This window comes from Paenarthrobacter sp. NPDC089714, from assembly GCF_044748905.1.
In the GTDB taxonomy this organism is placed as follows: domain Bacteria; phylum Actinomycetota; class Actinomycetes; order Actinomycetales; family Micrococcaceae; genus Arthrobacter.
This window is the reverse complement of the sequence record NZ_JBIVGX010000003.1, coordinates 175,154-198,305: the sequence shown is the minus strand read 5'-3', so window position 1 is coordinate 198,305 and position 23,152 is coordinate 175,154. Positions and strand designations below refer to the sequence as shown.

General features: G+C 64.3%; 20 protein-coding genes. 5 read left to right on the top strand and 15 right to left on the bottom strand.

Going from position 1 to position 23,152, the window contains the following annotated elements; translation table 11 throughout:
- Window positions 1-66: 66 nt before the first annotated feature.
- The 5 genes from ACIPY3_RS07570 to ACIPY3_RS07550 form a co-directional block, all read right to left on the bottom strand.
- Window positions 67-1,545 carry an LCP family protein gene (locus ACIPY3_RS07570; RefSeq protein WP_400332077.1) on the bottom strand — a complete coding sequence of 493 codons (1,479 nt, stop codon included), beginning with the start codon at window positions 1,543-1,545 and terminating at the stop codon, window positions 67-69.
- A gap of 197 nt (window positions 1,546-1,742) precedes the next feature.
- The gene (era, locus tag ACIPY3_RS07565; RefSeq protein WP_400332074.1) at window positions 1,743-2,705 is read right to left on the bottom strand and encodes a GTPase Era; all 963 of its coding nucleotides are present in this window, start codon (window positions 2,703-2,705) and stop codon (window positions 1,743-1,745) included.
- A complete protein-coding gene (locus ACIPY3_RS07560) occupies window positions 2,689-4,020 on the bottom strand; it encodes a hemolysin family protein (protein ID WP_400332071.1) in 1,332 nt (443 codons plus the stop codon). Before ACIPY3_RS07560 ends, era begins: the two co-directional genes overlap by 17 nt.
- Complete coding sequence (gene ybeY, locus ACIPY3_RS07555) at window positions 4,017-4,490, bottom strand: rRNA maturation RNase YbeY (RefSeq protein ID WP_397321680.1); 474 nt, start codon at window positions 4,488-4,490, stop codon at window positions 4,017-4,019. Before ybeY ends, ACIPY3_RS07560 begins: the two co-directional genes overlap by 4 nt.
- Window positions 4,487-5,569, bottom strand: coding sequence for a PhoH family protein (locus ACIPY3_RS07550; RefSeq protein WP_400332068.1), 1,083 nt, complete (start codon window positions 5,567-5,569; stop codon window positions 4,487-4,489). Before ACIPY3_RS07550 ends, ybeY begins: the two co-directional genes overlap by 4 nt.
- Before the next feature lie 184 nt (window positions 5,570-5,753).
- On the opposite strand from ACIPY3_RS07550, the gene ACIPY3_RS07545 reads away from it, so the two are divergent.
- The gene (locus ACIPY3_RS07545; protein ID WP_400332065.1) at window positions 5,754-6,860 is read left to right on the top strand and encodes a GerMN domain-containing protein; all 1,107 of its coding nucleotides are present in this window, start codon (window positions 5,754-5,756) and stop codon (window positions 6,858-6,860) included.
- A 9-nt stretch (window positions 6,861-6,869) separates the two neighbouring features.
- Here ACIPY3_RS07545 and ACIPY3_RS07540 read toward each other — a convergent pair whose 3' ends face one another.
- From ACIPY3_RS07540 to hrcA, 3 genes are read right to left on the bottom strand one after another with little or no spacing between them, the layout of a single operon-like run.
- The gene (locus tag ACIPY3_RS07540; RefSeq protein WP_400332062.1) at window positions 6,870-7,652 is read right to left on the bottom strand and encodes a 16S rRNA (uracil(1498)-N(3))-methyltransferase; all 783 of its coding nucleotides are present in this window, start codon (window positions 7,650-7,652) and stop codon (window positions 6,870-6,872) included.
- Between the two features lie 2 nt (window positions 7,653-7,654).
- Window positions 7,655-8,785, bottom strand: a complete 1,131-nt coding sequence (gene dnaJ / locus ACIPY3_RS07535; RefSeq protein WP_400269262.1) for a molecular chaperone DnaJ — start codon at window positions 8,783-8,785, stop codon at window positions 7,655-7,657.
- Window positions 8,786-8,836: 51 nt separating this feature from the next.
- Entirely contained in the window at window positions 8,837-9,844 is a 1,008-nt protein-coding gene (gene hrcA, locus ACIPY3_RS07530) for a heat-inducible transcriptional repressor HrcA (protein ID WP_400332059.1), read from the bottom strand.
- A gap of 216 nt (window positions 9,845-10,060) precedes the next feature.
- Here hrcA and ACIPY3_RS07525 point away from each other — a divergent pair, with 216 nt between their 5' ends.
- Together ACIPY3_RS07525 and ACIPY3_RS07520 are read left to right on the top strand one after the other, a co-directional pair.
- Window positions 10,061-10,927, top strand: a complete 867-nt coding sequence (locus tag ACIPY3_RS07525; protein WP_400332056.1) for a DUF3097 domain-containing protein — start codon at window positions 10,061-10,063, stop codon at window positions 10,925-10,927.
- Between the two features lie 104 nt (window positions 10,928-11,031).
- On the top strand, window positions 11,032-11,445 hold the full coding sequence (locus ACIPY3_RS07520; RefSeq protein WP_387437228.1) for a DUF4870 domain-containing protein: 414 nt from the start codon (window positions 11,032-11,034) through the stop codon (window positions 11,443-11,445).
- A gap of 12 nt (window positions 11,446-11,457) precedes the next feature.
- On the opposite strand, the gene hemW is transcribed toward ACIPY3_RS07520, so the two are convergent.
- Both hemW and lepA read right to left on the bottom strand, forming a co-directional pair.
- Window positions 11,458-12,687: a radical SAM family heme chaperone HemW gene (gene hemW / locus ACIPY3_RS07515; protein WP_400332053.1), complete on the bottom strand. Its 1,230-nt coding sequence runs from the start codon at window positions 12,685-12,687 to the stop codon at window positions 11,458-11,460.
- Window positions 12,688-14,541: a translation elongation factor 4 gene (gene lepA / locus ACIPY3_RS07510; protein ID WP_400332050.1), complete on the bottom strand. Its 1,854-nt coding sequence runs from the start codon at window positions 14,539-14,541 to the stop codon at window positions 12,688-12,690.
- A gap of 160 nt (window positions 14,542-14,701) precedes the next feature.
- Here lepA and ACIPY3_RS07505 point away from each other — a divergent pair, with 160 nt between their 5' ends.
- On the top strand, window positions 14,702-15,256 hold the full coding sequence (locus tag ACIPY3_RS07505; RefSeq protein WP_400332047.1) for a type II toxin-antitoxin system PemK/MazF family toxin: 555 nt from the start codon (window positions 14,702-14,704) through the stop codon (window positions 15,254-15,256).
- A 166-nt stretch (window positions 15,257-15,422) separates the two neighbouring features.
- Complete coding sequence (rpsT, locus tag ACIPY3_RS07500; RefSeq protein ID WP_347107561.1) at window positions 15,423-15,683, top strand: 30S ribosomal protein S20; 261 nt, start codon at window positions 15,423-15,425, stop codon at window positions 15,681-15,683.
- Window positions 15,684-15,785: 102 nt separating this feature from the next.
- On the opposite strand, the gene holA is transcribed toward rpsT, so the two are convergent.
- The 5 genes from holA to leuS all read right to left on the bottom strand — a co-directional run bounded on the left by holA (window position 15,786) and on the right by leuS (window position 22,938).
- Window positions 15,786-16,802, bottom strand: a complete 1,017-nt coding sequence (gene holA / locus ACIPY3_RS07495; protein WP_400332044.1) for a DNA polymerase III subunit delta — start codon at window positions 16,800-16,802, stop codon at window positions 15,786-15,788.
- The gene (locus ACIPY3_RS07490) at window positions 16,721-18,493 is read right to left on the bottom strand and encodes a ComEC/Rec2 family competence protein (protein ID WP_400332043.1); all 1,773 of its coding nucleotides are present in this window, start codon (window positions 18,491-18,493) and stop codon (window positions 16,721-16,723) included. The genes holA and ACIPY3_RS07490 overlap by 82 nt, the downstream gene beginning before the upstream one ends.
- Entirely contained in the window at window positions 18,483-19,301 is an 819-nt protein-coding gene (locus tag ACIPY3_RS07485; RefSeq protein WP_400332040.1) for a helix-hairpin-helix domain-containing protein, read from the bottom strand. Before ACIPY3_RS07485 ends, ACIPY3_RS07490 begins: the two co-directional genes overlap by 11 nt.
- A 65-nt stretch (window positions 19,302-19,366) precedes the next feature.
- Window positions 19,367-20,401, bottom strand: a complete 1,035-nt coding sequence (locus ACIPY3_RS07480; protein ID WP_400332037.1) for a DegV family protein — start codon at window positions 20,399-20,401, stop codon at window positions 19,367-19,369.
- Between the two features lie 8 nt (window positions 20,402-20,409).
- On the bottom strand, window positions 20,410-22,938 hold the full coding sequence (gene leuS / locus ACIPY3_RS07475) for a leucine--tRNA ligase (RefSeq protein ID WP_400332034.1): 2,529 nt from the start codon (window positions 22,936-22,938) through the stop codon (window positions 20,410-20,412).
- Window positions 22,939-23,152 lie beyond the last annotated feature (214 nt).

Sequence of the window (23,152 nt, the reverse complement as noted above, 5' to 3'; positions counted from 1 at the left end):
ACGTCAGCAATGAACAGTGGCCGGTTCCCACCAGGGAACCGGCCACTGTTCATTAAGTCCGGAAAGTTACTGGGTGATGTAGAGGGGGTTCACTTGTTGGCACACCGCATCCTTGGCCGTCTGGTTCACCACATCCGTAGGAACTGAAGCCGCACCATACGCGGTACCGCTTGCAAAGTCCGTACCCACGTAAACCTGGACTCCGGAAACGCCCGCGGCTTGTTTGACCTGGGTTGCAGGGATACCGAAGAGCGCCGCCACATCCGTAGCCACGTCAGCGAAGTCGGCACCGTAGTAAACGACCGTCTGTTCCACCGGGTTGGCCAGGTAGGACACCGCCTGGGTGAAGCCATTTCCGGTCAGAACGGACATGATTTCCTGTGCCCGCGTACCCACGCCACTGCCATTGGCCACGGAAACAGGCTGGATGGCCTTGTTGTACGCCGGCGCCGGAGGCGCAACCGTAGTGGGTGCAGCCGACGCCGCGTCCGTGGCGGACGGCGATGCCGAAGGACTCGACGTAGCTCCCGGGTTGGTCAGGTCAAGGTCCGCGCGCAGCGCAGCAAAGAGCTGCGAGGCCTGGGGTTCCACCAATTCAAGCCTGTTGGGATCGATGGCCGCCGGCTGGGTGGGCACAGAGACAAACGCCACCTTGGAGACATCAATGTCCTTCAACCGGCCGCCGATGGTCAGCAACGTTGGGACCGAGGCCAAGCCTTCGTCCACCGTGAGGTTCTGTGTCACCACGTCGGCAATCTGCAGCAGGCGCTGCGGGTTGGCCAAGGTGCCTTCGGACTTCAACTTCCGGGTCAGGGAGGAAAGGAAGGCCTGCTGCCCCTTGATGCGGCCAAGGTCGCCGCCGTCGCCGAACGCATGGCGCGTACGGAGGAAGGCCAAAGCCTGCTCACCTTCCACCTGCGAGTTGCCCTTGGCCAGGCGAAGGCCGGAGTCGGGGTCGAAAACGGGGTCGCTGACGCACACGTCCACGCCGCCAACGGCCTTGGACAACTCCTTGACCGCGTTGAAGTCTGCCATCATGAAGTGGTCCACGGTGAGGCCCGTGAGCTTGTTGATCGTATCCACGGCGCAACCGATCCCGGCTTCCGCCATGGCGGCATTGATCATGACGCCACTGCGCGCGGGGAAGGTCTGGTTGTTGGTGTGGTCGGTGCATTGCGGGACGTCGACCAGCAGGTCACGAGGGAAGCTCATGACGCTGACCCGCTTGTTGTCGGCAGAGATGTCCAGCAACATCATGACGTCCGAGTGGCCGTAGCCCGTGGAATCCTCAGACGTGCCGTATTGCGCGTTCTTGCCGTCGCGGGTGTCGGATCCCAGGATGAGGATCTGGAGCCTGTCCGACTTGTCGTTGACAGTGGCATCGCCGGAAACCCGCTCGTCGCCGGCGCTCAGCGGTGCCTTGGTGATGTTGCTCTGGAGCCGGATGAACCAGAATGCCGCGAAAGCTACGCCGGCCACCAAAGCCACGGAAACCACTCCGGTAACGATTTTCAGCCACACGGGCAGCCCCTTGGGCGCGTTCATGTGGCGCGGAGTTCCTTCGGGACCCCCACCATGGCGCGCCTCACCGGGAGCAGCGGTGCCGGTGCCCTGGGCGTGGGCTTCACGACGTCGCACTATTCGGTTACCTTTCCTCAAACAGGTGAATCTCCGCAATCATAGTGGCCGTTTCTGTGAACTTGCTCATCCATCCCCCTGACCACGCCGATGCGTAGGGCCAATCAGAAGCCCAGCTTCACCAATTGCTTGGGGTCCCGCTGCCAGTCCTTGGCGACTTTGACGTGCAAATCCAGGTAGATGCGGGTGCCGAGCAGCGTTTCAATACCTTTGCGTGCGTTGGTGCCCACCTCGCGCAGCCGGCTTCCGCCCTTGCCAATGATGATGGCCTTCTGCGAGGGACGCTCCACGTAAAGATTGACGCGGACATCCAGCAGGGGGTTGTCCTCGGTACGGCCCTCACGGGGAACAATCTCCTCGACCACCACGGCCAACGAGTGCGGAAGTTCGTCGCGGACACCTTCGAGTGCCGCCTCGCGGATCAGTTCGGCAATCATGACTGCTTCAGGTTCGTCGGTCAGTTCGCCATCCGGGTAGAGCGGCGGAGATGCCGGCATGTGCCCAATGAGGACATCGGCAACCGTGTTGACCTGGAATCCATCGGCGGCCGAAACGGGGACGATGTCCGCCCAACCCTGGTCTCCGAGGACTTCCCTTCCCAGTTCGGCGACGGCAAGCAGTTGCTCAGTCAGGGCCTGCCGGTCCACCAGGTCGGTCTTCGTCACGATCGCCACAATGGGCTTGCGGCCCACTCCCGCCAATTGGGCGGCGATGTACTTGTCGCCGGGGCCGATCTTCTCGTTCGCAGGAAGGCAGAAACCAATGGCATCTACCTCTGCCAGGGTGTCCGCCACGAGTTCGTTGAGCCGCTTGCCCAGCAGGGTGCGGGGACGGTGGAGTCCGGGAGTATCCACGAGGATGAGCTGGGCATCTTCCCGGTGCACGATGCCGCGGATCGTGTGCCGCGTGGTCTGCGGTTTGGCCGACGTGATGGCCACCTTCTGCCCCACCAAGGCATTGGTCAAGGTGGATTTACCGGCGTTGGGGCGGCCAACCAGGACCGAGAAACCGGCGTGGAAGCCGCCGAATGCGTCCTCGGCGTCGAATTTCTTATTTTGCTTGCTCACGTGGAACTCCCTGTTGCGTTGTGCCGGCCTCGTCGAGAAGGTCTTCAAGGTCAGTTTCTTCTTTTGGCATTGCTGCCGCAATGATGTGGCTGACCCGGTTTCGCCGACCCTCAAGCCTATCGGCCCTGAGCGACACCCCGTTCACCTCCACTGAACTTCCCACGATCGGTACCTGGCCCAGCGCCTTCGCCAGGAGGCCACCCACCGTGTCCACCTCGTCGTCGTCGAGATCCATGTCGAAGAGTTCGCCAAGATCGTCGATGCTCATGCGGGCGCTGACACGGTAGGTTCCGTCGCCGAGGTCAACAGCTTCTTCCGCCGCGGCGTCGTATTCGTCCACGATTTCCCCGACGATTTCCTCGATGAGGTCCTCAAGGGTCACCAGGCCGGCCGTGCCACCGTACTCGTCGATCACGATGGCCACGTGCGTCGACTCCTGCTGGAGTTCCTTCAAGAGGTCGCTCACCGGCTTGGACTCCGGAACGTACCGGACCTCGCGGGCCAGCGAATCGACGTCGTGCGGCTGCAGGCCGTGCTCGTTGCGGTGGAGCGCCGCAGCAACGTCCTTAAGGTAGAGGATGCCCCGGATCTGGTCGGTGTTCTCGCCGATGACCGGAATCCGCGAATAGCCTGAGCGGAGAAACAGGGCCATCGCCGCTTCCAGCCCGGAACCGGTACCGATGCTGACGATGTCCGTTCGGGGAACCATGACCGACCGCACCAAGGTATCCCCAAAGTCGAACACCGAGTGGATGAGTTCGGCCTCGTTGTCCTCGATCATGTCCGACTCGGCCGCGCGGTCCACGAACTCCCGGAACTCTTCCTCGCTGACGAAAGCGTCGTCGCCGCCCGGGGCGCCGGGTGCCACCGCGCTGCCCAGGGCCACGAGCCACCCGGGAATTGGTCCGAGTATCCAGCAGAGGAACCGGATCAGCGGTGCCGTGAACCGCACCACCGGACCTGAGTGCGCCCTCCCCAGCTGCCGCGGCGAAACCCCAACCAGGACAAAACCTATGACCGCCATGATGCCGGTGGCTGCGAGCCCGGCGAGCCATACGTTGTCCAGCAGGCTGTGAAGTACGACGGCGACCGCCACCGCAGCTGCCATTTCGAACCATACGCGCCAAAAGCGCAGCGCGCGGATGTGCGCAACGGGGTTCTGGAGGATGCTCCCCAGGGCTTTGCCCTTGCTCCGGTGCACGGATTGTTCGGCTTCGTGCCGGGGCAGGAAATTGAAGGCGGCCTCGGCCGCCGTCAGAAGGGCGACAAAGCTCAGGAAGACCAGCGCCATGCCGACCAGGAGGAGCGAGGTCACTGCATGGTCTCCATGGGGGCATCCTTGCCCAGGAACTCAGACAGCAGTTCGCGCTGCAGGCCGAACATCTCTTCCTTCTCGTCCGGCTCGGCGTGGTCGAAGCCCAGCAGGTGCAGGATGCCGTGGGTGGTCAACAGCAACATCTCGTCCTGCGTGGGGTGTCCCGCATTGCGTGCCTGGACTTCGGCCACCTGCGGGCAAATGGCAATATCGCCAAGCATGCCCTGGGGTGTGGGCCGGTCCGGGGTGCCCGGCGTCAACTCGTCCATCGGGACGGACAGCACATCCGTGGCCCCTGGCTCATCCATGAGTTCGATGTGGAGTTTCTCCATGGCCGCCTCATCCACCAACAAGATGGACAGCTCGGCCTGGGGGTGGATGTACAAGCGCTCGAAGATGAAGCGCGACAACGTGACCAGCTGGGCTTCGTCCACCTCCACGCCGGATTCGTTGTTGACCTCAATGCTCATTTGTGTTCTCCGCGTTTGTGCTGGGTGCCCGCTGTCGCCGGGCGGTGGGCGTCGTCCCATTTGCTGTACGCAGAAACAATGTCTGCCACGAGGCGGTGCCTGACGACGTCGGCCGCCTCCAGGATCGAGAAGTTGACGTCGTCGATGCCCGTCAGGATCTCCCTCACGATCCGCAGGCCGGACGTTGCGCCGAAGGGAAGGTCGATCTGGGTCACGTCTCCGGTCACAACCATCTTGGAACCGAAACCAAGGCGCGTCAGGAACATCTTCATCTGCTCCGGAGTGGTGTTTTGCGCCTCGTCCAGGATGATGAAGGCATCGTTGAGCGTCCGACCACGCATGTAGGCCAGCGGGGCAACTTCGATGGTGCCGGCGGCCATGAGACGGGGAATCGACTCGGGGTCCATCATGTCGTGCAAGGCGTCGTACAGCGGACGGAGGTAGGGGTCGATCTTGTCGCTGAGGGTACCGGGAAGGAAGCCCAGCCGCTCCCCTGCTTCCACTGCCGGACGGGTCAGGATAATCCGGCTGACTTCCTTGTTTTGCAAGGCCTGGACGGCCTTTGCCATGGCAAGGTACGTCTTGCCTGTACCGGCCGGGCCGATGCCGAAGATCACGGTGTTGTCGTCGATGGCGTCGACGTAGTTCTTCTGGTTCAGCGTCTTGGGGCGGATGGTCTTGCCCCGGCTGGACAGGATGTTGTGTGTCAGGACGTCAACAGGGTTCTGGACGGACTGCGCCCCCAGCAGGGAAACGAGCTGCTGCAGGATGTCCGGCGTGACGGTAGTGCCCTTGGCGACGAGCCCGCGCACTTCTTCCAGAAGCCGCATGATCCGCGGGATGACCGCCGACGGACCGGACATGGACAACTCGTTGCCCCGTACATGGAAGTTGACGTCCGGGAACTGGTCCTCGATGTAACGCAGGGCTTCGTCGTGGCTGCCCAGCGAGTGAACCATCTGGTCTGAATTGTCGAACGTGACGATTTCCGTGCGCGTGCCCGGCAAGGTGTGCGGGAACTCTGTGGCCGCCGGGTTCCCGTTGCCGGTCCGCAGCCGCCCATTCAGGGATTCACTCATAGTGCTGGCCGTACGGCCTGTTCTCCTCCGGTTGGTTATCGTCTTTTCCCCGGTCAGGCGCCGCGCCCACCGTGGTCCGGCCATATGCCGGAATGCCTTCAATCCTACGCCAGCAAGCGGCCGTCCGAACTGGCACGGCACCATCGCACGAAGAGCCGGATGCCACCACCGCAACGTTGGCTGTTTGTCTCAACTCGGCATCAAGCCGGTATCAATCCTGTTTCAGTTGGTGCCGGTCCGGCAAAACCCGGCCAGCCGCCGTCGGACGTGTGCCAAGCTGGCAAGGCAGGGTGAAAAGTCCGCCCGCGCAGGACCGGACGCCCACTCCGGCGGAAGCAAGGCAAGGAAACCCCACATCACGCAGTCAGCCACCCCACAGCAAGGCGCCCGCAAGCGGACGAAGTCCGCCGTTGCCGCGCCCGCTATGGCTGCCGTCCTGTTCCTGACCGGTTGCATCGCCAACGGCGGCACCACCGCGCCCACCTCAAGCCCGGCCATCAATGTCCAGGACGCCCCCGCGAGCAACGCGCCGTTGGAAACCACCCAGGCCTCCACCAAGATCCCCGTCTATTGGATCGGGCGGAGCAAGGACAACGTCTACCTCTACCGCGAGTTCCGGGACATCTCCGGCGACGGGAACCCCGTCACCACGGCCCTGCGCATCATGATGGCCGAGAAGCCGCTGGACCACGATTTCTTCACCCCATGGCAGGAACCCGGCAGCCTGGCCACATCGATCTCGGGCAAGAACGTCATCACCGTGGACATTTCGCGGGACGCCTTCAACTCGAACCTCGACGCCGGCATGGCCCAACGGGCGGTCCAGCAGTTGGTGTACACAGCCACTGCCGCAGCCTCGTCCTCCGGGCTGATCAACTCCGGGCAACAGATCCAGGTGGTCATCCTGGTGGATGGACACACCGACTTCATGGCCTTCGGCCAAGTGAAACTCGGCCAACCCATGGCGAGGGACGCCTCGATGGTGGCTCCCCTGTGGATCATCGACCCCCAGGAGGACACGACTTTGCCGGCCGGTGCCGTCAAGTTCAACGGCCGCAGCACGGACAGCTCCAAGCCGGTGAACTGGCAAATCCTGCAGGATAACGGCGGCGCCAGGACCAGCCTGCTCACCGGCCAAGTAAAATCCACCGGTGAACCGGGACAATTCGGCGTCTTCACCTTCAGCGCCACGCTGAAGCCCGGGCGCTACGAGCTTCGCGTGACCCAGGTGGACAGTTCCGGGCAAGCCGACGAATCGACACTGGATACCAGGCTCTTCAACGTCAACTGACGCCCTGGGTCAAGCCTCCTGCCAGCGCCCCAGGACATCGCTCGCCAGTACGACGGCGGCAGGCCCGGCCGTCGATGACCTCAGGACATGGTGGCCCAACAGGGCCGTCACGGCACCAGCATCGCTCAGGCGCGTTACTTCGCGCGGCGAGATGCCACCCTCCGGTCCAACGATCAACAGGACTTCCCGGGGTGCGTGAGGGTCGGCACCGGCCAGTTGGGCCGCGCCTTCCAGGACGGACCGCAGTCCATTCTTTGCATCCTCATGGAGGATGACGGCCACGTCTGCCTCAGCGACTGCCTTGGCCAGCGATGCGGAGTCCACGATGGACCTGACCTCGGGGATCCAGGCGCGACGTGCCTGCTTGGCAGCGGCGGTGACCACCGACTGCCACTTTGCATGGGCCTTGGCCGCACGGTCGCCCTTCCACCGCACGATGGAACGTTCCGCCTGCCAGGGAATGACAGCGTCGATGCCGAGTTCCGTGGCGGTCTCGATGGCGAGCTCGTCCCGGTCGCCCTTGGCCAGGGCCTGGACCAGCACCAGCCGCACCGACGGTTGTTCCTCGAAGACCACGTCCGTTGCCGTCACCGAAAGCGAGCCTTGGCCGGCGTCGGACACCTTGCCAGTGAGCCGGGCGCCGGACCCGTCCGCGAGATCCACGGGTTCGCCGACGGCCAACCGCTTCACGGTCACGGCGTGGCGGGCTTCAGGACCTTCGAGGATGAACACGGAACCCGGCCCCAGTCCGTCCAGGCTCCCGGCCGGGGTGAAGAAGACGGGGTTGCTCACCGCTACAGGTTACCGAGCTTGTCCCGGAGCTTGGCGAACATGCCGCCACTGGCTACGAGCTTGCCTTCCGTGAACTGCTCACCGCGCAACTTCGCAAGCTGCCTCAGCAGGTCTTCCTGCGCGGCATCCAGCTTGACCGGCGTCTCGACGTGCAAGTGCACCTTGAGGTCTCCGCGGCCGTAGCCACGAAGATGGGTGACCCCCAAACCGCGGAGGGTAATGATTTCACCCGACTGCGTGCCCGCCTTGACGTCGATTTCCTGGGCGCCATCGAAGGTCTCCAGGGTCAGTTCCGTTCCCAGCGCGGCAGCAGTCATCGGCACGCTCAGTGTTGCGTGGAGGTCGTCGCCTTCGCGGATGTACGTGGAATCGCTGTTGACGCGGATCTCAACGTAGAGGTCGCCGGCAGGGCCTCCGGCAGGGCCTGCCTCACCCTGGCCGGACAGCTGGATGCGCGTTCCCGTTGCCACGCCCGCCGGCACCTTGATGGTCAGCGAGCGGCGGCTGCGGATGCGGCCCTGGCCGCTGCACTCGTTGCAGGGGTCCTTGATGATGGTGCCGAAGCCTTCGCAGGAGCCACACGGGGCCGTGGTCATGACTTGGCCGAGGATGGAGCGCACTGCCCGCTGGACCTGGCCGCTGCCACCACAGATGTCGCAGCGTTCAGGGTGCGTTCCGGGACGGCAGCAGCTGCCATCACAGGTGGGGCAGACAACCGCGGTGTCGACTTCAAGCTTCTTGTTGACGCCGAAGACCGCGTCCTTGAGGTCGATGCGGACGCTGATGAGGGCATCCTGGCCGCGCCGGACGCGGGAGGCAGGACCTGCGTGTCCCCCGCCACCACCGCCAAAGAAGGTATCGAAGATGTCCTGGAAGGCAAAGCCCTGCCCGGAGTAGCCGCCACCGAAACCGTTGTCGGTTCCGTTCTCGTTGCCGGTGGCGTCGTACACGCGGCGTTTCTGCGGGTCGGACAACACTTCGTAAGCGTGCGTCACGGCCTTGAACTGCTCAGCGACATCCTCGCCCGGGTTCACGTCCGGGTGCAGTTTTCGCGCCAACTTGCGGTACGCCTTTTTGATCTCTTCTCCGGTGGCTTCCGGGGAGACTCCCAAAACGTCATAGTGGCTGCTCAAAGTCAGTATCTCTTCCTTGTTGTGCTGCGGTTCTTACGTTGGTGGCCGGCGTCAGCCGCCGAGAATACGGGAAAGGTAGCGGGCCACGGCCCGCACGGCGGCCATGGTGGTGGGATAGTCCATCCGGGTGGGCCCCAGGATGCCTACCTTGGCGCCGGAGCCGTAACCCGTGGCGACCACCGAGGCCTCGGACAGCCCGTCGTAGGGGTTCTCCCGGCCGATGCTGACGGTGACCCCGCGTGGATCATCACCCATGTCAGACAACAACCGAAGCATCACTACTTGTTCCTCGAGGGCCTCAAGTACCGGGCCGATGCTCAAGGGGAAGTCCACGTTGGAGCGGGCCAGGTTTGCTGTTCCCGCCATCAGGATCCGCTCTTCGCGACTGGTATCGCTGAGGGATTGGAGTCCGGAGGCCAGGACCTGCGCCACCCCACGGACTTCCGGCCTGCACAAGGCCACGACGGAGGGCAGCACCTGCGGCAACAGCTCCAAAGGAGTGCCGGCAATGCTGCCCAGGAACCTCGCACGCAGGGCCAGCAACGACTCGTTGCTGACCTCGGTTCCGGCATCGATGACTTTTTGTCCCACGCTGCCGGTGTCCGCGATCAGGACCACCAGCACCTGCTTGGGTGCCAGCAGCACGAACTCCACATGCCGGACCAAGGCCCGCTTGGAGTGCGGGTATTGCACCACCGCTACCTGGTTGGTCAACTGCGACAGGAGCCTGACTGTCCGCTCCAGGATGTCGTCAAGATCGTCGGGGCCTTCAAGCAAGGAATGGATGGCCCGGCGCTCGGCGGCCGAGAGCGGCTTCACTTGGGAAATCCGGTCCACGAACAACCTGTAGCCCTTGTCCGTGGGAATGCGGCCCGCGCTGGTGTGCGGAGCGGCAATGAGGCCTTCCTCTTCCAGGACGGCCATGTCATTCCTGATGGTGGCACTGGAAACGCCCAGATGGTGCCTCTCCACCAGTGCCTTGGAGCCGACAGGTTCCCGTGAGTGCACGTAATCCTCGACGATGGCACGCAACACTTCCAGCTTGCGCGGCTCACTCATGTGCAACACCTCCTGTCGACGCTCCGAATGCGGGCTGCCCGGCATGGGATGGACCCGGGCTGACCCTTGCTTTTAGCACTCAACATGCCTAAGTGCTAACAAGTCTAGTATGGGCCACCCCGTTGCTAGCATTGAAAACGCCCGCGGATGACGTCCGGGGAGCCGGCTCCACCCGGTACCGGCCCATCAAACCCAGCGCGAAGAGGTATGAAGTCCTTGGCTTTCGACACATGGGGTCCGCAGGACCTTTCCGCACCCGTCAAACAGCAGCTTCCGGACGTGCCTGTCCAGCGCGGGATGGTCCTGGAAGACGTCCAATCCGGGTGGGTGGGCGAGGTCGTCCGGGTAGAGAAGTCCGGCGGAATGCACATCGTGTCGCTTGAGGACCGCCGGGGCAAGACGCGGTCCTTCCAACTGGGGTTCGGCTTCCTCCTGGAGGGCCAGGCCATTCGCCTGCTCCCCCCGGCCGCCAGGCAACCGGCCGGCGCTGTGCAGGCCGGCGCTGTCCAGCCCGGCCGGACGGCGTCGGGCTCTGTCAAAGTCCAGGGCCAACGCGCACAAGTGGCAAAAGCCAGCCGGATCTGGGTGGAAGGCAAGCACGACGCCGAACTCGTGGAAAAGGTCTGGGGTGACGACCTCCGGGTGGAAGGCATCGTCGTGGAGCCGCTCCATGGCGTGGACGACCTCCGGTCCGCCATCGCCGCCTTCGGACCCGGTCCGCAACGCAAGCTCGGAATCCTGGTGGACCACTTGGTGGCCGGTTCGAAGGAGTCACGCATTGCGGCCGAGGCCATGCAGGTACCGGGAGCCACGGGAAACGTGTTGATCGTGGGACACCCGTACGTCGATGTATGGCAGGCGATCCGCCCCAAGGTACTGGGCATCGAACAGTGGCCTGACGTGCCTCGCGGCACGGACTGGAAGACGGGAATCCTGAGGGCTTTCGGCTGGCCGCACGAAACGGCGGAGGACATCGGGCTCGGCTGGCAGCGCTTGCTCGGGGCTGTGCGGACGTATGCGGACCTGGAGGCGTCCCTTCTGGGGCGCGTGGAGGAAGTCATCGACTTCCTGACCGCCCCCTGAGCAGGGACACCTGCCCGTTTCAGGGGCGGATGGTCCCTGCAGGGAGTCCGGACCCAGTATTCTGGGACAGCAACACCGCATTTTTACAGCAAAGGGAAGACACCGTGGCAGAGAACGCTCCAGAAGAACAGGGCAGGGCCGCAGGCCAGCCCCAGTACCATGGCGCACCTGCGAATGCACTGCCCCTTACGGCAAGCGAAGACCGGCAGTGGGCCACGTTGGCGCACTTCGGTGGAATCCTCGGCTGCCTTCCGTCCTTGCTCATCTACTTGATCTTCCGCGAGCGTGGACCGTTCACGGCGCAGGAGTCCAAGGAAGCCCTGAACTTCACGCTTCCGCCCACCATCGCGGCCGTGTTGGCGAACATCCTGGTCCTGCTGCCGGTTGTGGGCAACATCTTCGCGGTCATCGCGACAGCCATCTGGGTGGCCTTGACGTGCTTCTCGGTTTCCGCGGGCATCCGCGTCAACCACGGCCAACCCCACCGCTACCGTTTCAACCTGCGCTGGATCAAATAGCGCCGCGGGCGGTCAGTCCGGCAGGATCCTGCGCACCACTGCGTCCGCCAACAAACGGCCCTTGAGGGTCAGCACCAAGCGGCCCTTGAAGGCCGCAGCGGGATCCACCAGGCCATCGGCAATCAGCCCGGCCATGGCATGCCTGCCCACTTTGTCCAAGGCATCCACGTCCAATCCCGAGCCAAGGCGCGCCTCAAGCATGATGCGCTCCACTTCCCGCGTACCGGCGTCGAGGGTTTCCCTGCCCGCAGCAGGCGACGTTGCCGCCGCCAGCCGTGAAGCGTAGGCAGTGGGGTGCTTGACGTTCCACCACCGGACACCGCCAACATGGGAATGGGCTCCCGGGCCGATCCCCCACCAGTCGTCGCCCCGCCAATAGGCGAGGTTGTGGCGGCACGCCTGCTCGGGAGTCCTGGCCCAGTTGCTGACCTCGTACCAGGTGAGGCCTGCCGCTGAAATCAGCTGGTCGGCGAGCTCGTACTTTGCTGCGTGGTCGTCGTCGTCGATTCCCGGCACTTCCCCACGCCGGATCTGGGCAGCCAGTTTGGTGCCATCCTCGACGATCAGCGCGTACGCACTGATGTGGTCAGGATCGTAGGACAGGGCGGTTTCCAAGGACAGCCGCCAGTCGTCCATGGACTCACCCGGGGTGCCGTAGATCAGGTCGAGGCTTACCGCCAGGCCCGCGTCGCGTGCCCATTGAACAACCAGCGGGACCCTGCTGGGGGTGTGGGTGCGGTCAAGGACCTTGAGGACATGCGGCACAGCGGACTGCATGCCGAACGACACCCGGGTAAACCCGGCATCCGCGAGCACTTGGAGGGACTCGGGCGTGACGGAATCAGGGTTCGCCTCGGTGGTCACCTCTGCGTCCGGCCCAAGTCCCCAGTGTCCGACGGCGGCACGCAGGATCCGTGCCAGGTCTTCCGCCGGGAGCAGCGTAGGGGTGCCACCGCCGAAGAACACGGTGCTCAGCGGGCGGGATGGAACGCCGGAATCCTCCAGCGCGCGAACGGCGAAATCCACTTCGGCCACGGCCGTGCCGGCATAGGCGTCCTGCGACGCGCCGCCGCCCAGTTCAGTGGCGGTGTAGGTGTTGAAATCGCAGTAACCGCAGCGGACCGCGCAAAACGGGATGTGGACATACAGGCCGAATTTACGGTCTTGGACGCCACTGAGCACCTGCGGGGGCAGGAGCCCGTCCGCAGGTGCCGGATCGCCCAAAGGAAGGACGCTGGGCATTTACTTCTTGGCCTTGTCCTTGGACTCGTCCGTGGTGAGGGCTGCGATGAAGGCCTCTTGGGGAACCTCCACACGACCCACCATCTTCATGCGCTTCTTGCCCTCTTTTTGCTTCTCAAGCAGCTTGCGCTTACGGGTGATGTCACCGCCATAGCACTTGGCAAGGACGTCCTTGCGGATGGCCCTGATGCTTTCACGGGCGATGATCCGCGAGCCGATGGCGGCCTGGATGGGCACCTCGAATTGTTGCCTCGGAATGAGCTCGCGAAGCTTCGAGGTCATCATGACCCCGTACGAGTAGGCCTTGTCGCGGTGGGTGATGGCACTGAAGGCATCCACCTGTTCGCCTTGAAGGAGGATATCCACCTTGACGAGATCAGCCACCTGTTCGCCGTCCGCCTTCCAGTCCAGCGACGCATAGCCACGGGTCTTGGACTTGAGGAGGTCGAAGAAGTCGAACACGATTTCAGCAAGCGGAATCCAGTACCTGAGCTCAACACGATCCTCGGAGAGGTAGTCCATGCCCTTCATCTGGCCTCGGCGGCTTTGGCAGAGTTCCATGATGGCACCAACGAACTCATTGGGGGCGAGGACAGTAGCCGACACCATCGGCTCACGGACCTCGGCGATCTTACCCACAGGGTACTCGCTCGGGTTCGTGACGTGGACCACCTTCTTGTCCTCGAGCGTTACCTCGTACTCCACGTTGGGCGCAGTTGAGATGAGGTCGAGGTTGTACTCCCGCTCCAGGCGCTCACGCGTGATTTCAAGGTGCAACAGGCCGAGGAAACCGACCCGGAATCCAAAGCCCAGCGCTGCCGAAGTCTCCGGCTCGTACACGAGCGCGGCGTCATTGAGCATCAGCTTTTCCAGGGCGTCGCGGAGGACCGGGTAATCCGTACCATCCAGCGGATAGAGACCGGAGAAGACCATGGGCTTGGCGTCGGCGTAGCCGCTGAGCGACTCGGACGCCGGCTTGGCCAGGTTGGTGACCGTATCACCAACCTTGGACTGGCGGACATCCTTCACTCCGGTGATGAGGTATCCCACCTCACCCACACCGAGGCCCTTGGATGGCGTGGGTTCCGGTGAGCTGACACCGATTTCCAGCAGCTCATGCGAAGCGCGGGTGGACATCATCTGGATGCGTTCGCGTGGGTTGAGCTTGCCGTCCACCACCCGGACATAGGTAACTACGCCACGATAGGTGTCATACACCGAGTCAAAGATCATGGCTCGCGCAGGGGCATTGGGATCGCCCACGGGAGCCGGGAGATCGTGGACAATCTTGTCCAGGAGCGCCTCGACGCCTACGCCGGTCTTGCCGGACACCTTGAGGACGTCATCCGGGTCGCCACCAATGAGATTGGCCAGTTCAGCCGCATACTTCTCCGGCTGGGCTGCCGGGAGGTCAATCTTGTTCAGCACGGGAATGATGGTGAGGTTGTTTTCCATCGCCAAGTAAAGGTTGGCCAGGGTCTGCGCCTCGATGCCCTGGGCCGCGTCGACCAGCAGCACTGCGCCTTCACAAGCTGCCAGGGAGCGGGAGACCTCGTACGTAAAGTCCACGTGGCCGGGGGTGTCGATCATGTTCAGGGCGTAGGCGGTGCCTTCGACTTCCCACGGCATCCGGACGGCCTGGGACTTGATGGTGATGCCGCGCTCACGCTCAATGTCCATGCGGTCCAGATACTGGGCCTTCATGTCGCGCTGCTGAACGACGCCGGTGAACTGCAACATGCGGTCGGCCAGGGTGGACTTGCCGTGGTCGATGTGGGCGATGATGCAGAAGTTCCGGATGATGGCCGGATCTGTTGCGGCGGGCACCGGTGCGGTGCGGGCCATGGGAGACACGCAGGGTCCTAACTGTCGGCATTCACGCGGCTTCACCGTTCACTGGGCAGGGGCCAGCGCAGGACATACCGCATATCTGATCCTCCAGTGTCCCATGAACCGGCCGTTCAACGTACATTCCGGTCCGACGCACCCCGTGGCCAAGGGGTAGCTTTATCCCATGGCTTTGGACTTGCGACCCCTCGGCACCTTCATCCTCCGTTCCCTCAAGGCGTTGGGAGGTGCCGGCACCAAAGCCGCTCCCCGGGAGCGGCAACGCTCCGGGACCCCGGCGGCCAGGCAGCAGAGCCGGCCCACCGGCGTCGAACCCTTGCACGGCGCTTATCCCGGCGACTACCACGGCCGGGTCACGCCGCATTACGCCCCCAAACCGGACGGGAAGCCCGATCCGGGCGAGATCGTGTGGAGTTGGGTGCCGTACGAGGAGGATCACACGCAGGGCAAGGACCGGCCGGTGCTGCTGGTGGGACGTGATGGAAAGTGGCTTCTTGGACTGATGCTGACCTCCAAGGACCACGACAACGGGATGCAGGCGGACGACTACGTGGACATCGGCGCAGGTCCGTGGGACCGCCAGGGCCGCCCCAGTGAAGTTAAAGTGGACCGCGTCATCCGACTGGATCCGGGCGCGGTCCGGCGCGAAGGGGCTGTACTCGGTAAAGCTGCCTTTGGTGACGTCGCTCGGGCCCTGCACGGGAAGTCCACCAGGAACTGAGGCATTCCGCAGTTCGCTCGTCTTTCTGCTATTCTTTATAGCTGTGTGTCCGTGCAGGTCGACGGCCACACATGGTTGGCTGCCATAGGCATCCCCACGCCGCTCAGTCGATGGCCAACCTGACAACCCTCTAGACCATTTCCGCATTAAAAAAGAGAGTTCATACGTGGCTAATATCAAGTCCCAGAAGAAGCGCATCCTCACCAACGAGAAGGCTCGCCTGCGCAACAACGCAGTCAAGTCCGAGCTGAAGACGGCCATCCGCGCCGTCAACACCGCCGTTGCGTCTGCTGACAAGGATGCTGCTGGAACTGCACTTGCTGCTGCCAGCCGTAAGCTGGACAAGGCTGTCAGCAAGGGCGTTATTCACAAGAACAACGCTGCTAACCGCAAGTCGGCGATCTCCAAGAAGGTCAACGCACTCTAAGGTTTTTCCAGTTCGACTGAGCTGAACAGGAGGCCGGCACCCACGGGTGCCGGCCTCCTGGCTTTTAAGCCCAGCCCAGCGCCCAGCCCAACCAGGGCGTCCTCACTTGCGCTGGGCCGACGTCGAGATGACTGTGACTGCATGCTCCACGGCATACACGGGATCCCTCGACTCGCCCTTGACCTGGGCGTCAGCCTCGGCAATGACCTGGATGGAGCGGATGAGCCCCTCGGGAGTCCAACGGCGGACATCCCGCTGCGCCTGCTCCACGAGCCAGGGCTGCATGCCCAGGCTCTTCGCGATGGTCGCTGAGGACCCCTTGGCGCCCGCCACTTTGGCAATGGTTCGCAGCTTGGCCGCCAGCGCCGCCACCAACGGAACGGGATCAACTCCGGTGGAGACCGCATGCCGCAGGGTGGAGAGGGCCAACGGACCATTTCCCGCCATGGCCGCGTCCGCTACTTTGAAGGCCGTGGCCTCGACGCGGCCGCCATAGTATCTGTCCACGGTGTCCGCGGTGACGGCAGTGGTGGCATCGGCGATGAGTTGGTTACATGCTGCGGCAAGCTCCGAAAGATTGGCTCCCACCGCATTGACGAGGGCCTGGACCGCCCCGCCCTCGATCCGCCGGCCGCCGGCTTTGAACTCCGCTACGACGAATGCCGTCTTGTCGGCGTCCTTTTTGAGGGGCTGGCAGTCGATCACGGGCCAGCCTGCGGCCTTGACGGCGTCGAGCAACTTCTTGCCCCGGACTCCCCCCGCGTGCCGCAGGACAAGGACCACGTCGTCCTCCGGCTGGAGAAGGTACTTCATGGCGTCAGCAAGGAAGGCGTCGTTCATCGACTCGAGGCCTTCGACTTCGACCAGCTTTCCTTCACCGAATAGCGACGGGGTTACCGTCATGGCCAAGGAGCCGCCCTCGTATGCGCCCGCGTTGAGCCTGGTCAGCTCCACATCCGGGGTTGAGGAGCGGACCAGGGACCTGATGCGGTCCATCGCACGGATTCCCAAGTACTCTTCCGGTCCGGTGACCAGCACTACGGCGGCAGGCGTGGCGTCCCGCCACCCGGCGTTGTTTGCCGGGATGTTCTTGGCCCGGGTGTTCTGGGCAGCAGCCACTGGTGATTCCTTCCGGACGGGTTTGCGCAAGGTTTAAGTCTGCCACGTCCGCGGCGTAGGTGTTGATGGCGTCGACCGGCACCCCGCAGCGCAGCCCGGCACGAAGCAGGTCGCTCGAGGGATTCCAGGCCCTTCATGATGCTGCTGTGGAAGGTCAGCACGGCCACGCGGAAGCCTGCCGGATGGAGCAGGCTCCACGTTACGAGGACAGCAACGGTGGAGAAGGCAAGCATGGATGCGATCCCCACCGGCCCCTCCGCCCACGGCATGGCAGCACCTGGCAGGGCGGCGAAGAACCGGGCCACAGCTGCCACCATTCCGGCGCTCGTCCCCGCCACGGCCACGGGCGCCGCGGCCAGCCATGGCACCGAAGCCAACGGCACGGAGATGGTTCCGAGGATGGTGACGGGGGCTACCAATGGCCCAGCCAGCACATTGGCTGCGAGGGAGTAGGGCGAGAATTGGGGCTGCAGCGCAACGATGGCGGGTCCACACATGAACTGCGCTGACAGTGGAACGGCGATGCCCGTGGCCAACCACGAGGGAACCCATGCCGGAAACCATGACGCCAGGTGGCCAGCGAGCAACACGATACCGAGGGTGGCCAGGACGGAAAGCAGGAAACCGAATGACACAGACAAGCCGGGGTCAAGGAGCAAAAGCGAGGTGCTCGCAAGGCAGAGGAAGGACAGTGACCTGCCGCGGCGCCCCGCGGAGACGGCGGCCAGCCCCACCGTGCCCATGACCGCCGCCCGCAGGACGCTCGGATCCGGTCCGACCAGGACCACGAAGGCCGCCAGACCGGCAAACCCACTGATGGCCGCAAGGGGCCGCGGCAGGCGGAAGGTCCGGGCCAGCAGGATGAATCCACCCAGGACCAGGCTGCAGTTTGCACCGCTGACCGCGGTCAGATGGGTCATGCCCGTAGTTTTCATGGCCGATTCGAGGCTCTCCGGCAGCGTGGAGGTGTCGCCGGTAACCATGCCCGGCAGCAGGCCTGCCGCGTCCGGGGGCAACCAAGCCGACGCTGTGCGGAATTGCTCCCGGGCCCGGGCCGCGGTTTGTTGGGGGTCGTAGGAATCAGCGACCAGCACGGGCGCCGTTGACGCGGCCAGGACAGCGGCCTCGGGCTGGCCCTGCTTGCCCTCCCCCAGGGTTCCCGCGGTTCTCAGCGATTGTCCCGGCTGCACGCGCTCCCAGGCGTCCCCACCGATGACCAACACCGCGGCCGAATCTGTCACGGTATTGCCTTGGGAGGTGAAGTGTTCCACCTGCGCCGGGACGGCCCAGCGGTTTTCCCCGGAATGCCCTGGAACGGACAGCGCCGCCGGAGGACCGGTAACGCGGACCGTAATGACCACTCCATCACTTCGGGCGGCCGCGGCGGCAAGCGGGCCCTGCTCGCGCCAGGCCATGTCCAAGGCACAGTGCAGGGCCACGGCGGCACCGGCCACGCAGGCCAGCGCGAGGGTGGACGACGTGGTCCGTACCCACATCCCCCGGCGTCGGCGTTTCCGTCCGGACACCGTCAAACCCAAGGCACCCACCACCAGCACAGCGCAGATCGAGGCGGACCACGGCTGGGGAGCCACCGTTCCCGCCAAAGCAGCCGCCCAGGCTGCGAGGGCTGTCGGGACCAGGCGTACGTCCAGTCGCCTGGCCGGGGTTCCTCCGGCGGACTCAGCCACCATGCACCGTCACCAGGCCCTTGAGCGATTCCATGAGCTTGGGGCCGATGCCGTCGATCGCGTCCAGTTCCTCGACGGACGTGAAGGGGCCGTGATCCTTTCGCCAGTCCGCGATGCGCTGCGCCATGACGGGTCCCACGCGGGGCAACGTGCCGAGCTCCTCGACACTGGCGGTGTTGATATTGACTTTGGCCGAACTTCCCGGCCCGGCGGCACTTCCGACTTCCGCTTCAGACTGTTCCTGCCCCGGAGGCGGGACGGGCGCATCCCCGGCACGCGGCACCACGATCTTGGCCCCGTCCGCCACCACTTCGGCCAGGTTCAGTCCGTCAAGACGAGCATCCTGGGCAGCACCTCCGGCCGCGTCAATGGCCTGGAAAATCCTGCTGCCCTCCGGCAAGGAGACCACTCCAGGTTTTTGCACGGCACCGGCGATGTGGATGACCACGGTCGCACCGGGCCTCGTGACTTGCCCGGCCTCCGCACCGGGAACTGCTGCCTCGGAGGTTGCAGCAGGGGTGAGCGGTTCGATCGATGGTTGGTCCTGGCCGGTTTGCCATACAAAGCATACGGCCGCCACCACGGCGGCCGCAGCCACCACGAACACCACGGCGCGGGGGCTGCGCCACCGGAAACGGGAAGGGACCGCCGTCGGCAGTCCGGCACTGTCACCGCCGTCGGAGGTCTGCTCCTCCACCGCAATCGCCAGCAGCGGTTCCGCCTGCACAGCGGGCTGGACATGACGGGACAGCCGCCGCCTGAACACCGCGGTTGCGGCATCGGACGAGGCGTCCTGGGTCCGGCGTGGCATGAATTGAGCCTATGGCCGGGTCCGAACGGGCACTGTTCCCCATCGGGACTATGTGGATAAAGCCGTCAATTGCCCGGCGTACTGCTTTCTCCCACAATGACGGCCAACACACCCAAACCGGCGTGTGCGGCAAGAACGGCGGGGAGGGAACTGATCTGGGCAAGCGGCGACTGGGGACATTTTTCGGCCAGCCGGGCGGCAAGTGACTTTGCCTCGGCTGGATTCCCGAAGTGGTGTACGGCTAGACGCGCCTGGCCGGGAGCGCGGGACGCGACGTCGGCGACGACGATCTCTTCCAACCGGGAGATGGCCCGTACAGCGGACCGGACCTTTTCCAGCGGGACGATCTTGCCGCCGTCGACGGCAAGGATCGGTTTGATGGAAAGCACCGTTCCCAGGAGCGAGGCGGCGGCGCCGATGCGGCCGCCGCGGCGAAGCTGCTCAAGGCTGGGGACGTAGAAGTAGACCTTGGTGCGGTCCATCCGCTCCACGGCGAAGTCCCGGACCTCAGCAGCTCCCCGGCCGTCGGCCGCGGCAACCACGGCGCTCTGAACACCCATCCCCTGCGCCATACCTACTGTCCGGGAATCAACGATTTCCACGGGTATGGTCACGCGGGCTGCAGCAAGGCGGGCTGCATCGGCGGTTCCGGACAGTTCGGACGAGATGTGGATGGAGACTACGGCCTCAAATCCACGACGTTGGGCGGCCAGATACGCCTGCTCGAATTGGCCTGGCGATGGCCGTGAGGTCTTCACCGAGGCGCCAGAAGCAAGTGCCAACGACAACGTCTGGGTGATGTCGTCTTCACCTTCACCATAAATTTCGTTTCCCACCATCACGGGCATGGGAACAACAACCAAACGACCGTCGGCCGTAAAGGCGGAAACCCAGTCGGCGGGCAACGCGGCCGCCGAATCGGTGACCACGGCAGTCCTGACGACGGCGGCAAGGGGCTCTTCAGCGACAGGAACCGGTGCCGCTGGTTGCCGGAGGCGCGCCACTCTTTCCTTGAGCCACATCCACGCGGGTGGTTCTCGCTCAGGCACGCAACCTCCAAAGATGATGGCCGGCCGCCGGCACAGTGCCGGCGGCCGCACAATCCCCGCTAGGCAGGAACGATGTTCACCAGTTTAGGTGCCCGCACGATGACGGTGCGGATGCCACGGCCGTCCATGGCGCGCTGGACGTTTTCCGATGCCAGCGCGCGTTCACGCAGTTCGTCTTCGCTGATGTCCGGGGAGACTTCCAGGCGGTCACGGACTTTTCCTTGCACCTGGACAACGGCAGTGACGGTTTCCTGGACCAGCAAGGACTCGTCGTGTGCGGGCCAACCAGCGTTGGCCACAGAGGCAGGGTGGCCAAGGGCGTTCCACAGATCCTCCGCAGTGTACGGAGCGAAGAGGCTGAGGATCACGGCAACAGCCTCAACGGCCTCACGGACTGCGGGATCGGCTCCACCGGCACCGGAGTCGATGGTCTTGCGCGTCGCGTTGACCAACTCCATGAGGCGCGCGACAACCACGTTGAACTTGTTGTTGTCCAGCAGTTCTGCGGCATCGGCAATGGTCTTGTGGGTCACGGTCCGCAGGGCACGGTCGCCCGTGGCCGGATCGGTGCCGGGTTCGCTGGTGACGTCCTGGCCAAGGCGCCACGCTCGGGCCAGGAACTTGCCCGACCCGGCGGGCGAAACGTCAGCCCAGTCAACGTCGTCCTCGGGCGGAGAAGCAAAGACCATGGTCAGGCGGACAGCGTCCACACCGAACTTGTCCAGCTGTTCGCCGAGGTCCACGCCGTTGCCCAGGGACTTGCTCATGGCCTTGCCGCCATTGAGCACCTGGCCCTGGTTGAGCAGGGCACTGAAGGGCTCGTTGGCTTCAATCAGGCCGATGTCCTTGATGACCTTGGTGAAGAAGCGGGCGTACAGCAAGTGCAGGATGGCGTGCTCCACGCCGCCCACATACTGCCCTACCGGCATCCAGTCGTTGATCTTCGCCGGATCGAACGGGCCTTCAGTGAAGTTCGGCGAGACGAAACGCAGGAAGTACCAGGACGAATCGACGAACGTGTCCATGGTGTCGGTATCGCGCTGTGCGGCGCGGCCACAGTTGGGGCACTCGACGTTGACCCATTCGACGGCGGCGGCCAGCGGTGATGTGCCCTTGGGCGCCAGCGCCTCTCCGCGGAGATCTTCAGGCAGCCTCACCGGCAGATGGTCATCCGGAACCGGCACCTCGCCGCATTCTCCACAGTGGATGATCGGAATCGGCGTGCCCCAGAACCGCTGGCGGCTCAGCAGCCAGTCGCGGAGGCGGAAGTTGACGAACTTCTCCCCGGTGCCCTGCTTTTCCAGGATGTCGATGGCAGCAGGGATGGCCTCGGCCTTGCTCAGGCCGTCCAGTGCGCCCGAGTTCTGCAAGGTGCCTTCGCCTGCGGTGGCTACGCCGGATTCCGCAGGATCGTCCTCGCCCGTGTTCAGTACGGCGCGGACAGGCAGGTTGAACGCCTTGGCGAAATCCAGGTCGCGCTGGTCGTGTGCGGGAACAGCCATGATGGCGCCCGTCCCGTAGTCGGCCAGGACGTAGTCCGCGGCCCACACGGGCAGCTTTTCGCCGTTGAGCGGATTGATGGCGTAGCGGCCAGTGAACACACCGGTCTTTTCCCGCTCTGTGGACTGGCGCTCGATTTCCGAGAGCGCCTTGACCTTTTCGCGGTAGGCCATGAGTTCGTCATGCTGTTCCGGGGTGACCAAGTCCAGGGCCAGGTGGGCGTCTGCTGCGACAACAAAGAAGGTTGCGCCGTACAGTGTGTCCGGCCGGGTGGTGAAGACAGTGACTTCGCGTTCGGGGCGGCTTCCTTCGGCTTCAATGACGAAGCGGACGTGGGCGCCTTCCGAGCGGCCGATCCAGTTCCGCTGCATGGCGAGGACCCGTTCGGGCCAGTGGCCCTGCAATTGGTCCATGTCTTCGAGCAGGCGATCGGCGTACTCCGTGATCTTGAAGTACCACTGGTTCAGCGACTTCTTGGTGACGGGAGTGCCGCAGCGTTCACAGGCACCGTTGACCACCTGTTCGTTGGCCAGGACGGTGAGGTCCTTGGGGCACCAGTTGACCGGCGAGTCCTTGCGGTAGGCCAGGCCGCGCTCGTAGAAGCGCTTGAACAGCCACTGCGTCCAGCGGTAGTACTCGGGATCGGAGGTGTGCAGGCGGCGGGACCAGTCGGCGGAAATGGCATAGCGCTTGAAGGACGCGGCCTGCGTATCGATGTTGGCGTAGGTCCACTCGCTGGGGTGGGCATTGCGCTTGATGGCCGCGTTCTCGGCGGGCAGGCCAAAGGAGTCCCAGCCGATCGGATGCAGGACGTCGTAGCCCTTCTGCCGGAGGTAGCGCGCCACGACATCGCCCATGGCGAAAGCCTCGGCGTGGCCCATGTGGAGGTCGCCCGAGGGGTAGGGGAACATGTCCAGCACATAGCGGCGCTCCCGCGAACCGTCATCTACGGGGGTAAACACCTTGAGGTCGTCCCAGACCTGCGGCCACTTGGCTTCCATGGCCGCGAAGCTGTAGACGCCCTCTTCGGGTGCTCCGGCTGCCGTTGCCTGTGCTGTTCCGGTCTCTGTCTCCGGCTGAACGCTCACTGCTGCCCTCTTCTGTTCTCGATGGCGGAATTACCTTCTGCTGTTGTCGCACGATCCCAAAGGCACAAAAACCCCCGGACACACAAAAGCCCCTCGACAATGGAGGGGCGGCCGCACGGCGAAGATTGCCGGGCGGCTAACTAAGCAGAAGGTTCGCACGCATACACATACCTTACCGCACCAAGCCCATGCGGTTGGTGCGGCGCGGAGCCTG

Excerpts from the sequence above, each read along its gene's own strand:
- ACIPY3_RS07570 (WP_400332077.1), bottom strand. The coding sequence starts at position 1,545 with ATGAACGCGCCCAAGGGGCTGCCCGTGTGGCTGAAAATCGTTACCGGA.
- ybeY (WP_397321680.1), bottom strand. The coding sequence starts at position 4,490 with ATGAGCATTGAGGTCAACAACGAATCCGGCGTGGAGGTGGACGAAGCC.
- ACIPY3_RS07550 (WP_400332068.1), bottom strand. The coding sequence starts at position 5,569 with ATGAGTGAATCCCTGAATGGGCGGCTGCGGACCGGCAACGGGAACCCG.
- hrcA (WP_400332059.1), bottom strand. The coding sequence starts at position 9,844 with ATGAGTGAGCCGCGCAAGCTGGAAGTGTTGCGTGCCATCGTCGAGGAT.
- hemW (WP_400332053.1), bottom strand. The coding sequence starts at position 12,687 with ATGCCCAGCGTCCTTCCTTTGGGCGATCCGGCACCTGCGGACGGGCTC.
- ACIPY3_RS07505 (WP_400332047.1), top strand. The coding sequence starts at position 14,702 with ATGGCTTTGGACTTGCGACCCCTCGGCACCTTCATCCTCCGTTCCCTC.
- ACIPY3_RS07490 (WP_400332043.1), bottom strand. The coding sequence starts at position 18,493 with ATGGTGGCTGAGTCCGCCGGAGGAACCCCGGCCAGGCGACTGGACGTA.
- ACIPY3_RS07485 (WP_400332040.1), bottom strand. The coding sequence starts at position 19,301 with ATGCCACGCCGGACCCAGGACGCCTCGTCCGATGCCGCAACCGCGGTG.